Source organism: Pseudarthrobacter sp. rb (assembly GCF_056389225.1).
In genome coordinates this window covers 69,500-86,460 of sequence record NZ_JBWJAR010000002.1, presented here as the reverse complement: position 1 = coordinate 86,460, position 16,961 = coordinate 69,500, and the positions used below count along the sequence as shown (strand labels likewise).

Sequence of the window (16,961 nt, the reverse complement as noted above, 5' to 3'; positions counted from 1 at the left end):
TCCGCCGCGCTCAGGGTTTGCCTTGGCTCCTGCCCTTGCCTTTGGCTTCCTTTGCGGTGTCCGACCGTTGTGAACCGGGCGCTTCCGGGGCCGGGGCAGGTGCCGGAGCGACGGCCTCGACAACTGGGGCCACCGGGCTGGGCCCGGTCCCGGCGGTGTCTGCCAGGGCAGGGGCAGGCGCAGGGGCGCCGCCGGCCGGCTCCGGGGCCGGCGCTGCCGGGGCGGACGCAGCTGCCACCTGCGTGGCGATGTCCGCCCGGACCGCCGAAAGCGCGTCCTCGATGCCGCGGTAGCGGGCAGCCGAAACACGGCCTGCCGCCGCGGCTTCGCCGAGGTCTTTTTCGAGCGCCTGCAAGGCGGCCAGCGCCCCGTCCATCCTGTTCTCCGAGGCAGCCTGGCTGATGCTCAGCACGCGGATCTGGAAACCGCGCAGTACGTCGTCGTCCGTGCCGCCCGGGCGGGCGGCTGCCGCTCCCGCGACAAGGGCTGCGACCAAGGCGCAGCACAGGATCATCAGGGCGCGGACCCGGCGGCGGGGTACAGGAGTGGACGCCCGCGCCGGAGCGGGTCCGGCCGGTTTCTCCGGGTCAGGCCGCATGCCTGCCCCGCAGCGGAAGGGTGGACGCGGAACGCACGGGCAGGACCGTGACAGTGGCGGTATCAACTGCGGGCGTCGGCACCGCAGCCACGCGCACCGGAGGGGCCGGCCGCGCCATGAGGATACGGGCTGCAGTTCGGAGGGCAGTGGCGATCAGCAGGCCAATGCCAACCCCGAGCAGCACGTGGCCGGCCAGGTAGTGCTGGGCCGCCCCGGGGCCACCTGCCGCCGCCACCGCAGCACCGCCCAAGGTCAGCGCAAGTGACAGGGCCGTACCGAATATTGCGCCCATGGCTCCTGCTCCCATCCCATTTAATCAGCAAGCTTACTAGTAATGCTCAGTAAGCTTACTACCACATGGGCCGGAATCAAGAGTGCGGAGGCGGGGGCCGGAATCAGCCCGCCGCTTCGAGCAGGTGCCCGGCCGGCGCGAGCCCGGCGTACCGGCCCTTGAAGAACAGCAGGGGCTCGGCGTCGCCCCGCGCGTGGAGGTGCCGCACGGCAGCCACCACAATGGTGTGGTCACCGCCGTCGTACTCTGCATGGAGGTCGCAGTCGATCCAGGCGAGCGCGTTCTCCAGCACCGGATTCCCCAGCGGCGAGGGGGTGTGCGCGACGCCCGCGAACTTGTCCGTTCCCGGGCGGGCAAACTGTCCGGCGAGGTGCTGGTGTTCCGCGGGGAGGATGTTGACGGTGAATGAACCGGCCCTCCGCAGCACGGGCCACGTGCTCGATGTGCGTGCCGGGCTGAAGGTCACGAGCGCCGGGTCCAGCGACAGTGAGGCAAAGGACTGGCAGGTGAAACCCACGGGCCCGCCGGGGGTGGAACCGGTGACCACGGTCAGGCCGCTGGCGAATGTTCCGAAGATATCCCGGAGCCGGCGGGGAGCAAGATCTGAAGTGACTGTCATGGAGTGGCCTCTCATCTGGAGCTTTACCTCACCAAACCATCAGCCAAGCGGCCCGCTCAAGCCGCCCGAAACACGCGGACGCGTACCGCAACGAAAGGTCACGGCCGTACATCCGGCGTCATCGGGGCCAGGCCCTTATGCCGGCTGCGTCCGCTGGTCCAGCGCGGCGAGCAGGCGGCGGACAGAGCCGCCGAGGTTCCAGTCGATGGCCAGCCGCTCAAGTTCGGCGCGCCGGTCACCCGTCACCGGCTTCAGCAGGGCACCCGCCTGCTCAAGCGTGGGCAGCTCGAGGTCGCGCACCAGGCGGACGACGGCGGGAGCTGCTTCGAGGTACGCGCCGGCGGCGGAGAGTTTGGCCCGGACAGGACTGGACACGCCGCCGTCGTCGTCTTCCGCCGCCGCCAGCAGCCGTTCCAGGGTGCCGTACTTGAGCAGCAGGGATGCCGCCGTCTTCTCGCCGATCCCGCCCACGCCGGGCAAGCCGTCGGAGGCGTCGCCGCGCAGCGTGGCGTAATCGGCGTACTGCTGCGGGAGGACCTTGTACTTGGCCACGACGGTTTCTTCGGTGATGACTTCGAGGTTCTTCATGCCGCGGGCCGTGTAGATCACCCGGACCCCACGGTCGTCGTCGCACACCTGGAAAAGATCCCGGTCGCCCGTGACGACATCCACAGGAAGGCCGGCACGGCTGGCATAGGTGCCCACGACGTCGTCGGCCTCATGCTCTGCTGCCCCCACAATGGCGATGCCCGCCAACTCCAGCACGCGGCGGATCATGGGCAGCTGCGCCTCCAGGCCCTCAGGCACCACTTCCACGTCCGTGCCGCCCGGGACTGCACGGGCCACCCGGTGGGCTTTGTAGGTGGGGATCAGGTCAACCCGCCACTGCGGCCGCCAGTCATCATCCCAGCAGGCCACCAGGTGGGTGGCCCCGTAATCGGTACTGAGCCGGGCGATCATGTCCAGCAGCCCGCGGACGGCATTGACCGGCGTGCCGTCCGGTCGGCGGATGGTGTCCGGCAGGCCGTAGAAGGCGCGGAAGTACAGGGAGGCAGTGTCGAGCAGCATGAGGCGCTGGGGCATACCTCGATCCTCACATGGAAACGGCCGGCCGGGCAGCAGCCGCGACCTCCGCCGTGGCGCCTGGAACGACTGCGCGGTGATTCCCAGTCCCAGGAGGACCCGGCCTGCCTGCTCGAACCGGAAATGCTGCCTACGGTTCAGCCGGACGTCGGGGTGCTAAGGGCAACGGTCACGGTTGCCCGGTGCCGGGCGGGCCGGTGAGTACCGTGGGAACGTACTCCAGCAGCTGGAGCCTGCCGTCGAACGTCCTGCTCTGCACCATGTCCAGCCGGACGTCGGGATATCCATCGAAGATCCGCTCGCGCCCGGTGGCGCCGGTAATCACGGGGAAAACCACCAGACGGAACCGGTCCACGAGGCCCGCCACCAGCAACGACCGTGCAAGGCTGATGCTGCCCAAGGTACTCAGGGGCCCCGTTCCCCTACGCTTCAGCTCGCGGACCGCGTCAACCGCGTCCCCGGTTACCAGGGTCGAGTTCGGCCAGTCCAGGGGAGACTGCAGCGAGGAAGAGAACACGATTTTCGGTACGGCGGACAGCCCCGTGAGGCTGGCGCCCTCCTCCTCGGAAAAACCGGACCGGTCCGCCGCGGCCTGCGCGGACATGCCGTACATCAACCGGTACGTATTCGAGCCCAGGAGGAAGGTGTAGTTCTTCGCCGATTCCTGGTCCAGCCAGGCAAGGTATTCGGGCCCCTCCAGTCCCCACCACCCCGGCCAGCCCTCTGCGGAGGCGTAACCGTCCAGCGAAATGATCAGGTCCACCATCAGGGGTGCCTGGGACGGTTCGGCAGGTGTGGCTCCCATGGCCGGCTCCTTGGACTGATCGGCGTTGATCTGGCGGCAATGCTATGCCCGCCAGGGCGGCGGTACAAGGGTCGGGCCCTTTCATCAGCCCTGCCGCAGGCGTAGCGTCTATTGCGCCGGAACCGTCGTAGCCGTCTAAGGAGCGGACATGGCTGGATGGAATGCAGACACAGCGGCAGGGCCTGTGGGGGCAGGGACCGTGACCCTGGTCGAGGGCTCATGTTTTTGTATCTCCGCAGCCAATGGTGATATCCACCCGGAACTGCCCCACGGCGTCTTCCATGAGGACACCCGCATCCTGTCGGGGTGGAGCATGACGGTGAACGGCCAGCCCCTTGAGCCGTTGGCGGCGGAGACGAAGGAACCCTACCGGGCACTGTTCATTGGCCGCGTTCCCCGGGCCGACGGGTACGCGGACAGCCCCTTGATCGTGGAGCGGCTGCGGGAAGTGGCGGCCGGAGTGGTTGAGGAGATTACGATCCGCAACTATTCCGGCAACCCCGTTGAATGCAGCATCTCCGTGGCCGTCGACTCGGACTTCGCCGATCTGTTCGAGGTGAAGGAGGCGAGGGTCCAGCGGCGGTGGGACGTCACCCGCGGAGCCGACGGCGATTCCCTGATTATCAGCGCGGCCTGGCAGGACCTGCGGAAAGCTGTCCTGGTCAGGGGACGCGGCGCCGTCGCCTCCCCCGGGGCACTCACATACCGCGCCGTGGTTCCCGGATACGGCCAGTGGAGCACGCGGTTGAGCGTGGCACCGGCAGGGCAGCACAACGTTTCGCGCCCCGCCGGGCACGGGGTGTCACCGAGTGACCGGCGGCACCAGGAATGGGTCGCCAAAATCCCCAGGCTGCAGATGGCGAACCGGTCCATTGAACGCACGCTGCGGCGGAGCTATGACGACCTCGGAGCGCTCCGGATCGAGGACCCCGAGCATCCGGAACGGATAGTGGTGGCCGCCGGCGCACCATGGTTCATGACCCTGTTCGGGCGTGATTCGCTGTGGGCTTCGGAGATGGCGCTGCCCGTGGACCCGTCCCTGGGCCTGGGCACCCTGCAGACGCTGGCGGACCGGCAAGGCAAGGTGGTGGACCCGATGAGCGAGGAGGAACCCGGGAAGATCCTGCACGAAGTCCGGTTGGGCGTGTCCTCCGGGCTGGCGCTCGGCGGCAAATCCGTCTACTACGGCAGCGTGGACGCCACCCCGCAGTTTGTGATGACCTTGGCATCGGTCAGCCGCTGGGGGTTCGGAAAGGACGCCATAGCCGCCCTCCTGCCCAACGCCGACCGGGCCCTGGACTGGGTCAGGACCTACGGCGACAAGGATGGCGACGGGTTCGTTGAGTACCAGCGCCTCAACGACCAGGGCCTTATCAACCAGGGGTGGAAGGACTCCTGGGACGGGATCAATTTCGCGGACGGAACCATTGCCGAGCCGCCCATCGCGCTTTGCGAGGTGCAGGCCCTGGTCTACTCAGCGTTGCTGTCCCGGGCATGGATGGCGTACGACGGCGGGGAGGCGCCGTTGGCTGCCCGGCTCACCGCCGAGGCGGCGCAGTTGAAGAAAAGGTTCAACGAGGAATTCTGGCTGCCGGAACGTGGCTACTTCGCCGTAGCCCTGGACGGCCGAAAACGCCCGGTTGATGCCTGCGCCTCGAATATGGGGCAGTGCCTGTGGCACGGCATCGTTGACGATGACAAGGTGCCGCTGGTGGCTGAACGCCTAATGTCGCCGGAGATGTTCAGTGGCTGGGGTGTCCGGACCCTCGCCTCAGATATGGGGGCCTACAACCCTGCCAGTTACCACAACGGTTCAGTATGGCCGCATGACAATGCCATTATTGCGGCCGGGCTGATGCGGTACGGATTCGTCGAGGAGGCGCAGCGCATCGCCACCGCCCTGCTCGAAGCCGCGGATTTTTCCGGCGGCCGGCTGCCGGAGTTGTTCTGTGGCTTCAGCCGGGAGCAGGTGGCCGAGCCGGTGCCATACCCCACGGCCTGCTCCCCGCAGGCCTGGGCGGCCACCGCGCCGATCATGCTGATCACCTGCCTGATGCGGTACGACGCCCACGTCTCCCGCGGTGGCTTCTGGATGGATCCGGCGCTGCCCCAGTCCTACGGGAACCTGCACATCACCAACGCTCCCCTGGCCGGCGGCCGCATCACCATCGACATCAGAGACGGCGAACCTGCGGTGCAGGGCTTGCCGGAGGGCTTGACGTTCCACCGCGAACACCGGCCCTGGCTGACCGAGCTCATCTCGCAGGCCGGACTGGACGCCAAAGGCTAAACTTCCCAGTCGCCGTCGGCGTAGGCGCTGCGGACGTGGGCGCGCAGGTACTCCCCCACCACGGCAGCTCCAAGGCCGCCCACTTCGGGCGCCACAACACGGCCGTCGATCCGCCGCGCCATCCGCTGGATGAACCGCTCCAGGCCGCGGTCGTTGCCGAGGCGGAAGAAAGTGGCCTGGACGCCGGCGCGGCCAAGGCGGTCCAGTTCGGCAACCGTGGCGCGGATGGTCTCTGCGTCCGGCGGCCAGTTGAACCAGGAGTCCCCGTCCGGCAGGAGGTGCGCCGTGGGCTCGCCGTCGGTGACCACCAGCAGGACGGGCTGCATGGAGGGGTGCCGGCGGAAGAACCGGCCGGCCAGCAGCAGGCCGTGGTGCAGGTTGGTTCCCTGTTCGCGGAGGGCGGGCAGCGCCGTAAGTTCTCCGATGTCCATGGACTGTGCGTAACGGCCAAAGGTGATCAGCTCCAGCCGGTCACCGCGGAAGCGGGTTGACACCAGGTGGTGCAGTGCGAGCGCGGTCCGCTTCATGGGAACCCACCGCCCTTCTGCAGCCATGGAGAAGGACACGTCCACCAGCAGGGCAACCGCGGCCTGCGTGCGGGCCTCCGTCTCCGATACCTCGATGTCGCCGACAGCGAGGCGCAGTCCACGGGCCGGGTCACCGCCGTCGGCCATGGTGCGCCGGATGGCATTGGTCATGGTACGGGTGACATCCCACGGCTCGGCGTCCCCGAACTCCCACTGCCGGCTCGAACCCGTCTGTTCTCCTGCGGCCCCGGCCATCCTGGTGTCCCTGCTTCCCTGCCTGCCGGACAGCTGCCTGGCAGCATCACGGAGCAGGGACTTCCCGAGCCGCCGCATGGCCTGCGGGGACAGCCTGAGGTCACCGTCGGTGCCGCGCCGCAACAAGCCGCCGTCCTGCATGGCGCGCTCGATCTCCGCGAGGGTCCGGGCACTAACGGCGGCATTTTCGCCAAGCTGCCGGGTAAGCGCGTCCAGGTCCAGGTCATCGAGCCGGGAGCCGTTGTAGGACTGGGAGAGCTGTTCGGACAGTTCGTCGAGTTCGGCGAGGTCCTGAAGCACCCCGGTGCCATCGCCCAGTCCCAGGCCTTCCTGCCCTTCGAACCGTTCCGAGCCTGTCCAGTCCTCCCCCGGGCGGAGGGCCTGGAGGGTCGCATCGAGTTCGCTGAGCTGGGCCATCAGTTCGGGCGAGCCGAAGGCCTGGGCGGAGAGCCGCATCAGCTCATCGCGCTGCTCCGGGGACATCGACTGCAGGAGCCGCTGGGCGGCGGCGGCGCGCTGGGCGAGGGCGTCCACCAGCTCTTCCACCGACTCCGGGTTCTCCGGAAAGAACTGGCCGTGTTTGGCCATGAAGTCCTGGAAGTCGGCGTCGGTATCCTCCCCGCGCCGGTGGTTGCCCAGTAGCTCGTTCAGGTCCCGGAGCATGTCATTCACTGCCTGCCGGTCCTCATCGGTGGCGCTCTCCAGCGCCTGCTTCATGCCGGCGAAGCGCTGCTCGAGGACTTCGCGGCCCAGGAGGTCCTTGATCCGGTCGTAGGCTTCCCTGGCGGGGCCTGACTGCCAGTCGTAGGATGCCAGCTCATTGACCGCCGCAGCTGTGGAGGGCGGGAGGTTCTGCAGCTGCATTTCCCGGAAGGCGCGGTCGGTATTGTCCATCATGGCGTCCCGGGCCAGTTGCTTACGCTCCTCCAGCACGGCGGTGTCAAGGAGTTTCTTTACTTCGTCCAGGGTGCCGTCCAGCCGGTGCCGGCTGAGCAGGTCGCGGCGCCGCTGCTGGACGCGCCGGGCAAGGTCATCCAGCCCGTCCCGGTTCCGGCCCCCGCGCCGCAGGAATTCCTGCAGGGCGTGGCGGGGCGAGTAGCCGGCCATCACGTCTTCGGCGACGGCGTCAAGCGCCTCGGCCAGGTCGACGGGTGGGGCGAGCGGGTCCGGGCCGCCGGTATACCGGCCGTACTTGGCGGACCGCTTGTGGATGGCCATGGTGCCTCCTGTGCCTAACCGTAGATGGTTTCCTCGTCATCGGATTCCTTGGAGATCCGGCGGCCCAGGTACAGCCCTTCAAGGGCCAGTTCGACGGCGGCGGCGAGTTGTCCGTCATTGGCCGCACCCAGGCGCCGCCCGATTTCGTCGTAGAGGCCCGAGCCGTTCAGCGACGGAAGGTTGCCCAGGAACTCCTGCGCCGTGACCTGTTCACCCGTGGTGACGGTCCGGTGCCCATCCAGGGCGGCCACGAGCGGCCCCATGTCCAAACCCTGGAAGTGCGCCCGGACAGCTTCCGCAGTGGCGGTGCGCAGGAGGTGGTCCAGGACACCCTGTTCCCGCCCTTCCTCGCCGGATTCGAACTCGATCTTGCCCGTCAGCACCTCCACGGCGGGCTCCAGGTCGATGATGCGTGCCACCGCCTGCTCCTCCCCCCGCAGGCTGGCCCGCCGCAGTGCCGCCGCGGCCACCGTCTCCGCCCCGGCAATGGCGAAGCGGGCCGAAACGCCGGAAGTCTGGTTGATGGCAGGCGACTCGCGGAGCGCCCGGGTATACCGGGCCAGGATCTCCAGGATGAACGGCGGGACGTCCGCAACGAGCCGGCCCTCCTGCCGGATCACCGCTACTTCGTCTTCCAGTTCGATGGGGTAGTGGGTCCGGATCTCCGCACCGAAGCGGTCCTTCAGGGGTGTGATGATGCGCCCGCGGTTGGTGTAGTCCTCCGGGTTTGCTGATGCCACCACCAGCACGTCGAGCGGGAGCCGCAGGACGTAGCCGCGGATCTGGATGTCCCGTTCCTCCATGACGTTGAGCATGGCCACCTGGATGCGTTCAGCCAGGTCCGGGAGCTCGTTGATGGCGATGATGCCGCGGTTGGAGCGTGGGATCAGCCCGTAGTGGATGGTTTCCGGGTCCCCCAGGCGGCGGCCCTCGGCCACCCGCATCGGATCCACGTCACCGATCAGGTCAGCGACCGACGTGTCCGGTGTGGCGAGCTTCTCCACGTAGCGCTCCGAACGGTGCCGCCAGGCCACCCGCAGCCGGTCCCCCTCCGTCAGTGCCCGGGCACGGGACTGTTCGGTGATCGGTTCAAAGGGATGCTCGTTCAGCTCCGAATCCTCGATCACCGGCGACCACTCGTCCAGCAGTCCGGCCAGGGTGCGGAGCAGGCGGGTCTTGCCCTGCCCGCGCTCACCCAGCAGGACAACGTCATGGCCGGCGAGCAGGGCGCGCTCGAGCTGCGGAATCACCGTCCGGCTGAAGCCGTACAGGCCCGGCCAGGGGTCACGTCCCGCAGCCAGGGCGGCGAGGAGGTTGTCGCGGATTTCGTGCCGCAGGTCCTTGTGGACGTATCCTGCCGCGCGCAGTTCACCAACGGTGTAGATATCGGGGCGATCAGTCACTCCTCTACGGTAATCCCCGCCCTGCGGCTAATCGATAGATTCCTCCAGATTCCTGCGCCCGCGGGTACCGCTTGCCGCTCCCCGCGCGGCTACGCTTAGACCCAATGACACAGAACACATTGATCCTCCTGGTGCGGCACGGCGAGACGCCCACCACTGGCACCGTCCTGCCGGGGCGGGCCCCTGGCCTGCATCTTTCCGAGCGCGGCCGCACGCAGGCTGAAGCTGTTGCCGAACGCCTTGCGGGCCTGCCCGTCGACGGGCTGTATTCGTCACCCCTGGAGCGGGCACGGGAGACAGCGGAGCCTACGGCCGCCCGCACCGGCCGGACGGTCAAGGAAGAAGCCGGGCTTTTGGAATGCGATTTCGGTGACTGGACCGGTGCCGCGCTCGCCGGGCTTGCGGGCCTGCCGGAGTGGCAGACTGTCCAGCACAACCCGTCGGCGTTCCGCTTCCCCAATGGCGAGGGCTTTTCCGGAATGCAGGCGCGGATGGTTGGGACGCTGGAGGATCTTCGGGCGGCCCACCGTGGTGGCGTCGTGGTCTGTTTCTCCCATGCCGATCCCATTAAGGCGGCCGTGGCCCACGCGCTGGGCACCCACCTGGACCTGTTCCAGCGGATCATGATCAGCCCGGCGTCGGTCTCGGTGATCTCCTATGCCGACGGCCAGGCGCCGGCGGTGCTCACGGTGAATTCGATGTCGGAGCCCCTGAGCGGGCTGAGGTCGCCGTGATGCCATCCGGACCGGCAGGGAACGACTCGCCGCGGGACGCGGCGGCACGGGGCATGCGGTGTCCGGGCGGGAGCTGACCCTCCTCACCGAGGGCCGCGTGGAGTTGCTGGGCCGCATCATGAGCGGCAGCAATGCCACGTTCCTCGCGGAGCTTTCCTGCGGTGACGATTCCGCCTGGGCCGTCTACAAGCCGGAGGCAGGAGAGCGGCCGCTGGCGGATTTCGACGCCGGCCTGTACCGCCGGGAGCGCGCCGCGTACCTGCTGAGCGAAGCGCTGGGCTGGGGAATGGTGCCGGCCACGGTGGTCCGCACGGATGCCCCGCTTGGCGTGGGGTCGCTGCAATGGTTCATTGAGGGCGACCACGAGGAGCACTACTTCACCCTGTATGCGGACTCCCCGGAAACGCACGACGAGCTGGCCCGGATGGCCCTGTTCGACTACGTGGCTAACAACACGGACCGCAAAAGCGGGCATGTCCTGCGCGGAGCGGACGGCCGCATCTGGGGCATTGACCACGGCCTGTGCTTTTCCGCTGCCTTCAAATTGCGCACGGTGATCTGGGACTTCGCCGGCGACCCGATTCCGGACAACCTGCTGGCGGACATCAGTCCTCTGGCGGACACTGTTCCGGCTGACGTGGCAGCGCTGCTCCATCCCGGCGAGGTGGTTGCCCTTCAACGCCGGGTCCAGCGAATGCTGCAGGAGATGGTGCTGCCCGTTGACCACACCGGCAGGCGCTACCCCTGGCCGCTGGTCTAGGCAGCGAAGTCCAGGCGTCCCAGATGTGGGCGTCCCAGGCGTGGATGGCGGGAGTTCAGGGGTCCCAGGTTCAGGCGGCGGGCCTGTGCGCGTCCTGGCGCGCTTCCAGTGCGGCTGCGGCCGCCGGTGCAGCCTGCTCAAGGTGCGCCCCGATGTGGTCCAGCAGGTAATGCTGCCCCAGCACTGTGGGGTGGTCGCCGTCCGGGCCAATCAGGTCATCAAAGTCATCGCTGATCCAGCCCTCGGCGATCGGGTCCACGTACTCACCGCCCGCCCGCGCAGTGGCAGTCTTGAGTTGGTCGCTGATATCCAGGAGCCCGGGGTCAGGGTCCGTTGTGTACGACGGCGGCCCCACCACGATGATCCTGGCGTCCGGGGCAAGGGCTTCTGCCCTGTCCATGGCGGCCAGGGCCGCGTCGCCGACGTCGGCAGAGGCGTAGCCGAGGTCGTTCTCCGAACCGAAAAAGACCACGATCCCGGTGTCCGGGGTGACGTAATCATCCACCTGGGTGCCGAAGGTTCCGTTGTAGTCGCCCAGGCTGAGGTAACCGCTTCCGTCCTCGGCTGCGTTGACCACCTCAAGGCCCGCCACCTCCGGGTCCGTGCGCATCAACGCCGGCCACGCCTGCTGCGGCGACGTGCCGTGACCGGTGCTCAGAGAGTCCCCCACCACCACAACGCGGACCGGGGGCGCCGCCGTGGCCGGGGGCTGGGTCCGGGCTGCACTTCCCGACGTCACGGCCAGGAGGAGGGCAGCGACACCGGCAGTCACCAGCCGGCCGGGATGCCCGTGCAGCAGCGCACTGTCCTGCATGGCACCTCCTCCCGCCTGGAATTTCCGGGTGGCCGGGGAACTGACCGCCGGCCGTTTATCTACTTGTCCGTGTCCCATCGTAGGCAATTGTGGGAATACTTTAGGGCCAAGGTGACCAGGATCAACAGGATGCACAGCGACTGCACAGGAACCTTTAGGGCATTAGGTACCCTGCTTGCCGCCGTGCGGGGTCGATGCCGGCCGGTGTCTACCGGGCTGCACTGAAGCCGGCGGGGCTACGCTGTATCCGTGCAGCGGCAGGCAACCGGGTGGAACCCCGCAACCAGTGTTTCCGAGCAGGCGCCCGGCGTCTACTTCGCCGAAGGGCCGGCCTCCAACTGGATCGTGGTGCAGGACCCTTCCGGGTTCATCCTCATTGACAGCGGCTACCCCGGTGACCGCAGCAACGTCCTTGCGTCGATCCGCCACCTGGGCCTGGAACCGGGCGACGCCCTTGCACTGCTGATCACGCATGGACACGTGGACCACACGGGCTCCGCCGCCTTCTTTTCGGAGTCATTCGGAACCCCGGTCCTGTGCGCCCCCGGGGAACTGGCCCACGTTCAGGGAAAGGAGAAGCACCAGGTCACCTTTGGCCAGGTCATCCGCCGCGCCTGGAGGCCGCGCATCTTCCGCTGGATGGTGCACGTCATCAGGGCGGGCGCCCTGGGTGCCAAGCCAGTGCCGGCGGCCGAAGCGTGGGACGCTGCCAGGCTCCGGGCCCTGCCTGGGCGGCCCGTTGCCGTACCCATGCCCGGCCATACGCCAGGCAATGCAGCCATCCACCTGCCCGGGGCTGGTGCCATCGCCGTGGGCGACTGCTTTGTCAGCGGCCACCCGATCAGCCGGATTTCCGGACCGCAGATGCTGCACCCGATGTACCACGAAAATCCGGCCGCCGCGCTGGCCGCCCTGCAGAACCTGGCCGGCATGGAATCCGCGGCTGTCCTTCCCGGCCACGGCCCCGCCCTGGGCGCCCCGCTGGCGGAAGCGCTGGCAGTTCTCAGGTCCCGGACGCCTGGAGCGTCCCCTGCCGTGGGTGGAACTTTCCGTACCGCGCCTAGAACTTCCCGTACCGCGCCCGGGCCATCGAGTACACGCCGTAGCAAATGAGGCCCGCGGCGATGGCGGCGAGGAGGAACCCGCCGTAGGGCTGTGCGCCGAGGGTCTTCAAGCCGCCGTCGAGGCCGGAGGATTTGGACGGATCGGCGGTTACTGCCGCCACGATGACCAGGACACCCACGACGGCGAGCACCACACCCTTGGCTGCGTAACCGATGATGCCCAGCCATTCCACGGCGGTCCGTGCGTTGCCAGGGTCCTGCAGGTCCTTCATGAACTTCCTGGAAACGCCCCGGTAGGCGTAAAGGACGCCGCCTGCAATGATCGCCAGCCCCAGCACCACCAGAAGCACCACCCCGGCGGGCGCTCCCATCAGCTTTGCGGTGAAATCGCTGGCCGACTGGCTGGAGTTCTTGCTGCCCCCGGCGGCAAAGACTCCGAAGGTAAAGGCAAGGAAAGCGAAAATCACAGCTTTCCCCGCAGCACCGGCAGCTTTCTTCAGTTTCTTCTTGGAATCCGGCTCGGTGCGCGCCCCAAAAGCAGCCTCGCTGAGCATCCAGAGGGCAAGCGCCGCACAGGCAACAGCGCCGGCCCAGAGCAGGATCCCGCCCCCCGGCTTGGATGCCAGGCTTCCCAGGGCCCCGGACTGATCAGCTTCTCCACCCTGGCCCCGGGTCAACTGCAGGGCGATGGCGCCAATCAGGATATGGAGCAGGCCAATGAAGACATATCCGGCACGGGCCAGCACGCGAACTGCCGGGCTGCGGCCCGCCGAGGCCGCCTCGGATACTGCCCTGTTAGCTCCCTGCGACGCGTTGCCCATGGCCGGCCCTTCCACATATGTAGTTGATGTCCTGTTCCGCCGCCGGCTTCGCATGCCTGCGCCGCGGAATGCTTCAGTGTAAATCCGTCCGCGCCGTCCCGACAGGTCCGGGAAAGTTCCGGCCACGCACTGTTGGCTACTACAGTCGAAGCGGTGCATGCCAAACAGAACTTTGATGAACTGACCGAGCTGAACATCTCCGAACCCACGGCCGACCACGCGGAAGACGGGTTCGTCCGCGTGCGCGGCGCCCGCGAAAACAACCTGCGGAACGTCAGTGTGGATGTGCCGCGGGATGCGATCGTGGCGTTCACCGGGGTTTCCGGTTCCGGCAAGTCGTCCCTGGCCTTCGGCACCATCTACGCCGAGGCGCAGCGGCGGTTCTTCGAATCAGTGGCGCCCTACGCCCGCCGCCTCATCCAGCAGGGCCACAACCCCAAGGTGGACCTGATCACCGGGCTGCCGCCCGCCGTCGCACTCCAACAGCGCCGGGGAACGGCGACCTCCAGGTCCACCGTGGGGACCGTCACCACGCTGTCCAATTCGCTGCGCATGCTGTTCTCCCGTGCCGGCAGCTACCCGGAGGGCGCAGCGCCGCTGGACTCGGATGCCTTCTCCCCCAACACCGCGGCGGGCGCCTGCCCGGAGTGCCACGGCCTGGGCACCGCCCACACCGTCAGTGAGGCATCCCTGGTTCCGGACACGTCCCTGAGCATCCGCGACGGGGCGATTGCCGCCTGGCCCGGGGCGTGGCAGGGCAAGAACCTGCGCGACATCCTGACCCACCTGGGCTACGACGTGGACATCCCGTGGCGGCAGTTGCCCCGGAAACAGCGGGACTGGATCCTCTTCACCGAAGAACAGCCGGTGGTGGAAGTAACGCCGCAGCGGGACCGGGTTGCCAAACCTTACAAGGGCCGGTTCTGGAGCGCCAGGAGCTACGTCATGCACACGCTGCTCGACTCCAAAAGCCCCGCCATGAGGGAAAAGGTGCTGCGCTTCATGGAAACCGGGCCCTGCCCGCGGTGCAGTGGAACCGGGCTCAGGCCCGAGGCCCTCGCGGTGACCTTCGCAGGGCAGACCATCGCCGGGCTCAACGCGGTGCCCATAACCGAACTCGCGGACATCATCCGCCCCACCACCAGGCTGGCCACAGCGGGAACCGCGTCCCGCAAGCAGTCCTCCGAGTCCAATGAGGTGGCTGTGGCCATCACCCGCGACCTGCTGCAGCGCATCAACGTACTGCTGGAACTGGGCCTGGGGTACCTGGCGCTGGGACGGGCCACGCCCACGCTCTCGCCGGGGGAAATGCAGCGCCTCCGGATCGCCACCCAGCTCAGGTCGGGATTGTTCGGCGTGATCTACGTGCTGGATGAGCCGTCGGCGGGTCTTCATCCGGCCGACGCCGAACCCCTCCTGGCCGTCCTGGACCAGCTCAAATCGTCGGGAAACTCCGTGTTCGTGGTGGAACACAACATGGACATGGTCCGCCGGGCTGACTGGGTTGTGGATGTTGGACCCAGGGCCGGCGAGGACGGCGGAGAGGTGCTGTACAGCGGGCCCGTGCAGGGCCTCGATGAGGTACCGGAGTCGGTAACGCGTCCGTTCCTGTTCCCCGGCGCAACAGGTGCGAAAGAAACAGGGGCGGCAACTGAGGGCGCGGGCACGGATTCCCTGCGGGAACCCTCCGGCTGGCTGGAACTGCGGGGCGTCAGCCGCCACAACCTGCGGGACCTGGACGCCGCCTTTCCGCTCGGCGTCCTGACAGCGGTCACGGGCGTCTCGGGTTCCGGGAAATCCACGCTGGTCAGCCGGGTCCTCGCCGACGTTGCCGGAGCCGCACTCCACGGCACCGGTGAGGCCGGTACCGCCACACCCGCCGGGGAGCCGGACGACGACGTCGAGGAACAGGGCGGACCACTGACCGTGGGGCACGTCTCCGGGCTGGAACGGATCGACCGCCTGGTGAAAGTGGACCAGAAACCGATCGGACGCACGCCGCGGTCCAACCTGGCCACCTACACGGGGCTGTTCGATGCCGTCCGCAAGGAATTCGCCGCCACCGATGCCGCCAGGAGCCGCGGGTTCGGCCCCGGACGCTTTTCCTTCAATGTGGCCGGTGGACGGTGCGAGACCTGCCAGGGCGAAGGATTCGTGGCCGTGGAACTGCTGTTCCTTCCCGGCAGTTACGGCCCGTGCCCGGAGTGCGGCGGCACCCGATACAACCCTGCGACCCTGGAGGTCACCTACCAGGGCAGGAACATCGCGGAAGTACTGGGCATGACGGTCAATGCCGCGGCCGATTTCCTGGCCGGGGTTCCCGCGGCCGCACGGTCCTTGCAGACCCTCCAGGAAGTGGGCCTGGGCTACCTGCGGCTGGGCCAGCCCGCCACCGAACTTTCCGGCGGCGAGGCGCAGCGGATCAAGCTGGCCACCGAACTGCAGCGGGCCCGGCGCGGGCACACCCTTTACCTCCTGGATGAGCCCACGACGGGGCTGCACCCTGCCGACGTCCAGCTCCTGATGGCGCAGTTGAACCGCCTGGTGGACGCCGGGAACACCGTAATCGTGGTGGAACACGCCATGGACGTGGTGGCCGACGCCGACTGGGTCATGGACCTTGGACCCGCTGGTGGCGATGCCGGCGGCACGATCGTCGCCGCCGGTGACCCGGCCGCCGTCGCCCGTTCCCGCAGCAGCCGCACGGCCCCTTACCTCGCCGCAGCACTGCAGGCCGCGTCCGCCGGCAAGGACCGCTAGGGCGGCCCCTCTTGCCCCCGTGCGTGCGGGGGCGTAGGACAGAGGAATGCGTACCCGACGGGCGGTGCCCACCCACGATGTCCTTCGCGGCCGCGTGGCGGTGGTGACCGGCTCTTCGCGCGGGCTGGGGTTTGAAATGGCCCGGGTCCTGGGCCTGCACGGCGCAGAGGTGGTGCTGGCAGCCAGGGCGGACGACGGCGTTGCTGCCGCCGTCCGGCGCCTGCGTGCTGAAGGGATCGCGGCTTCCGGGAAGCGCTGCGACACCGCCGAACCGGGAGACGTTGAGGCGCTCCGGGACGAGGCCCTGGCCCGGGGGACCTTGGACATCTGGGTCAACAACGCCGGCACCTCCGGGGTTTTCGGGCCCACGGCGTCGACACCCATCGATGACTTCACGCGAGTGGTTCGCACCAACGTCCTTGGCACGTTCCATGGTGCCAGGATGGCGTTGCCTGTGTTCCTGGGTCAGGGCCATGGCGACCTGGTCAACCTGTACGGCCAGGGCGACCGCGGTCCGGTGGCCCTGCAGAACGCCTACGCATCGAGCAAACGGTGGGTCCGCCAGTTCACGGAGACCCTGCGGCTGGAAACCAAAGGCACCGGCGTCCGGGTGCACGGCATGAACCCAGGACTGGTGGAGACCCAACTCCTGGGGCGTGTGGCGTCGCAGGCAGGGTACGAGCAGCGCCTCACGGGCCTGCAGGTGGTGGTCGGGCTGTGGGGACAGGCCCCGCGTGAGGCGGCGCTACCGATCCTGGACCTGGTGACCTCAGATGCCGCGGAATTCCGGTTCCTGACCCGGCGGCGGATGGTCACGCACGGCCTGCGCAACGTGCTGGGCGGCCGCCTGCGCCGTGCAAACAGGATGCCGCTGGACATCACCGTCCTGGAGCCACCCGACCCGTCCTAGTCCGGACC

The 16,961-nt window shown here is 68.2% G+C and carries 15 protein-coding genes; 6 read left to right on the top strand and 9 right to left on the bottom strand.

Features of this window, described 5'->3' with window-relative positions:
• Nucleotides 1-10: 10 nt before the first annotated feature.
• From ACWRN3_RS03080 to ACWRN3_RS03060, 5 genes are all read right to left on the bottom strand, one after another.
• Nucleotides 11-598 (bottom strand): hypothetical protein, encoded by a 588-nt coding sequence (locus ACWRN3_RS03080; RefSeq protein WP_324645177.1) that lies wholly within the window; start codon nucleotides 596-598, stop codon nucleotides 11-13.
• Nucleotides 588-890 (bottom strand): hypothetical protein, encoded by a 303-nt coding sequence (locus tag ACWRN3_RS03075; protein ID WP_324645175.1) that lies wholly within the window; start codon nucleotides 888-890, stop codon nucleotides 588-590. Before ACWRN3_RS03075 ends, ACWRN3_RS03080 begins: the two co-directional genes overlap by 11 nt.
• A gap of 103 nt (nucleotides 891-993) precedes the next feature.
• On the bottom strand, nucleotides 994-1,509 hold the full coding sequence (locus tag ACWRN3_RS03070) for a flavin reductase family protein (protein WP_324645173.1): 516 nt from the start codon (nucleotides 1,507-1,509) through the stop codon (nucleotides 994-996).
• 135 nt (nucleotides 1,510-1,644) lie between these two features.
• A complete protein-coding gene (locus ACWRN3_RS03065) occupies nucleotides 1,645-2,592 on the bottom strand; it encodes a 5'-3' exonuclease (RefSeq protein ID WP_324645171.1) in 948 nt (315 codons plus the stop codon).
• A 169-nt stretch (nucleotides 2,593-2,761) separates the two neighbouring features.
• The gene (locus ACWRN3_RS03060) at nucleotides 2,762-3,397 is read right to left on the bottom strand and encodes a dihydrofolate reductase family protein (protein WP_476739849.1); all 636 of its coding nucleotides are present in this window, start codon (nucleotides 3,395-3,397) and stop codon (nucleotides 2,762-2,764) included.
• A gap of 148 nt (nucleotides 3,398-3,545) precedes the next feature.
• Between ACWRN3_RS03060 and ACWRN3_RS03055 the strand changes: the two genes are divergently transcribed.
• Nucleotides 3,546-5,687 carry an amylo-alpha-1,6-glucosidase gene (locus ACWRN3_RS03055; RefSeq protein ID WP_324645169.1) on the top strand — a complete coding sequence of 714 codons (2,142 nt, stop codon included), beginning with the start codon at nucleotides 3,546-3,548 and terminating at the stop codon, nucleotides 5,685-5,687.
• Here ACWRN3_RS03055 and ACWRN3_RS03050 read toward each other — a convergent pair.
• Nucleotides 5,684-7,687 (bottom strand): vWA domain-containing protein, encoded by a 2,004-nt coding sequence (locus ACWRN3_RS03050; protein ID WP_476739848.1) that lies wholly within the window; start codon nucleotides 7,685-7,687, stop codon nucleotides 5,684-5,686. The two genes, ACWRN3_RS03055 and ACWRN3_RS03050, sit on opposite strands and share 4 nt — an antisense overlap.
• Before the next feature lie 14 nt (nucleotides 7,688-7,701).
• A complete protein-coding gene (locus ACWRN3_RS03045; RefSeq protein ID WP_255175492.1) occupies nucleotides 7,702-9,090 on the bottom strand; it encodes a sigma 54-interacting transcriptional regulator in 1,389 nt (462 codons plus the stop codon).
• A 104-nt stretch (nucleotides 9,091-9,194) separates the two neighbouring features.
• Between ACWRN3_RS03045 and ACWRN3_RS03040 the strand changes: the two genes are divergently transcribed.
• Both ACWRN3_RS03040 and ACWRN3_RS03035 read left to right on the top strand, forming a co-directional pair.
• Nucleotides 9,195-9,824, top strand: a complete 630-nt coding sequence (locus ACWRN3_RS03040; RefSeq protein ID WP_255175491.1) for an MSMEG_4193 family putative phosphomutase — start codon at nucleotides 9,195-9,197, stop codon at nucleotides 9,822-9,824.
• 58 nt (nucleotides 9,825-9,882) lie between these two features.
• Nucleotides 9,883-10,584, top strand: coding sequence for an SCO1664 family protein (locus tag ACWRN3_RS03035; RefSeq protein WP_324645165.1), 702 nt, complete (start codon nucleotides 9,883-9,885; stop codon nucleotides 10,582-10,584).
• 70 nt (nucleotides 10,585-10,654) lie between these two features.
• Here ACWRN3_RS03035 and ACWRN3_RS03030 read toward each other — a convergent pair whose 3' ends face one another.
• Nucleotides 10,655-11,398 carry an SGNH/GDSL hydrolase family protein gene (locus tag ACWRN3_RS03030; RefSeq protein ID WP_324645163.1) on the bottom strand — a complete coding sequence of 248 codons (744 nt, stop codon included), beginning with the start codon at nucleotides 11,396-11,398 and terminating at the stop codon, nucleotides 10,655-10,657.
• A gap of 249 nt (nucleotides 11,399-11,647) precedes the next feature.
• On the opposite strand from ACWRN3_RS03030, the gene ACWRN3_RS03025 reads away from it, so the two are divergent.
• Complete coding sequence (locus ACWRN3_RS03025) at nucleotides 11,648-12,511, top strand: MBL fold metallo-hydrolase (protein WP_324645161.1); 864 nt, start codon at nucleotides 11,648-11,650, stop codon at nucleotides 12,509-12,511.
• Here ACWRN3_RS03025 and ACWRN3_RS03020 read toward each other — a convergent pair.
• Nucleotides 12,459-13,283, bottom strand: coding sequence for a DUF1206 domain-containing protein (locus ACWRN3_RS03020; protein ID WP_255175487.1), 825 nt, complete (start codon nucleotides 13,281-13,283; stop codon nucleotides 12,459-12,461). The genes ACWRN3_RS03025 and ACWRN3_RS03020 overlap by 53 nt on opposite strands.
• A 180-nt stretch (nucleotides 13,284-13,463) precedes the next feature.
• Here ACWRN3_RS03020 and ACWRN3_RS03015 point away from each other — a divergent pair, with 180 nt between their 5' ends.
• Together ACWRN3_RS03015 and ACWRN3_RS03010 are read left to right on the top strand one after the other, a co-directional pair.
• On the top strand, nucleotides 13,464-16,043 hold the full coding sequence (locus ACWRN3_RS03015; protein ID WP_255175580.1) for an excinuclease ABC subunit UvrA: 2,580 nt from the start codon (nucleotides 13,464-13,466) through the stop codon (nucleotides 16,041-16,043).
• A gap of 46 nt (nucleotides 16,044-16,089) precedes the next feature.
• Nucleotides 16,090-16,953 (top strand): SDR family NAD(P)-dependent oxidoreductase, encoded by an 864-nt coding sequence (locus ACWRN3_RS03010; RefSeq protein ID WP_303695330.1) that lies wholly within the window; start codon nucleotides 16,090-16,092, stop codon nucleotides 16,951-16,953.
• Nucleotides 16,954-16,961 lie beyond the last annotated feature (8 nt).

Bases quoted from the DNA above. Each gene is read 5' to 3' on its own strand.
- ACWRN3_RS03070 (WP_324645173.1), bottom strand. From the start codon at position 1,509: ATGACAGTCACTTCAGATCTTGCTCCCCGCCGGCTCCGGGATATCTTC.
- ACWRN3_RS03065 (WP_324645171.1), bottom strand. From the start codon at position 2,592: ATGCCCCAGCGCCTCATGCTGCTCGACACTGCCTCCCTGTACTTCCGC.
- ACWRN3_RS03010 (WP_303695330.1), top strand. From the start codon at position 16,090: ATGCGTACCCGACGGGCGGTGCCCACCCACGATGTCCTTCGCGGCCGC.
- ACWRN3_RS03055 (WP_324645169.1), top strand. From the start codon at position 3,546: ATGGCTGGATGGAATGCAGACACAGCGGCAGGGCCTGTGGGGGCAGGG.
- ACWRN3_RS03075 (WP_324645175.1), bottom strand. From the start codon at position 890: ATGGGCGCAATATTCGGTACGGCCCTGTCACTTGCGCTGACCTTGGGC.
- ACWRN3_RS03020 (WP_255175487.1), bottom strand. From the start codon at position 13,283: ATGGGCAACGCGTCGCAGGGAGCTAACAGGGCAGTATCCGAGGCGGCC.
- ACWRN3_RS03060 (WP_476739849.1), bottom strand. From the start codon at position 3,397: ATGGGAGCCACACCTGCCGAACCGTCCCAGGCACCCCTGATGGTGGAC.
- ACWRN3_RS03040 (WP_255175491.1), top strand. From the start codon at position 9,195: ATGACACAGAACACATTGATCCTCCTGGTGCGGCACGGCGAGACGCCC.
- ACWRN3_RS03050 (WP_476739848.1), bottom strand. From the start codon at position 7,687: ATGGCCATCCACAAGCGGTCCGCCAAGTACGGCCGGTATACCGGCGGC.
- ACWRN3_RS03080 (WP_324645177.1), bottom strand. From the start codon at position 598: ATGCGGCCTGACCCGGAGAAACCGGCCGGACCCGCTCCGGCGCGGGCG.
- ACWRN3_RS03030 (WP_324645163.1), bottom strand. From the start codon at position 11,398: ATGCAGGACAGTGCGCTGCTGCACGGGCATCCCGGCCGGCTGGTGACT.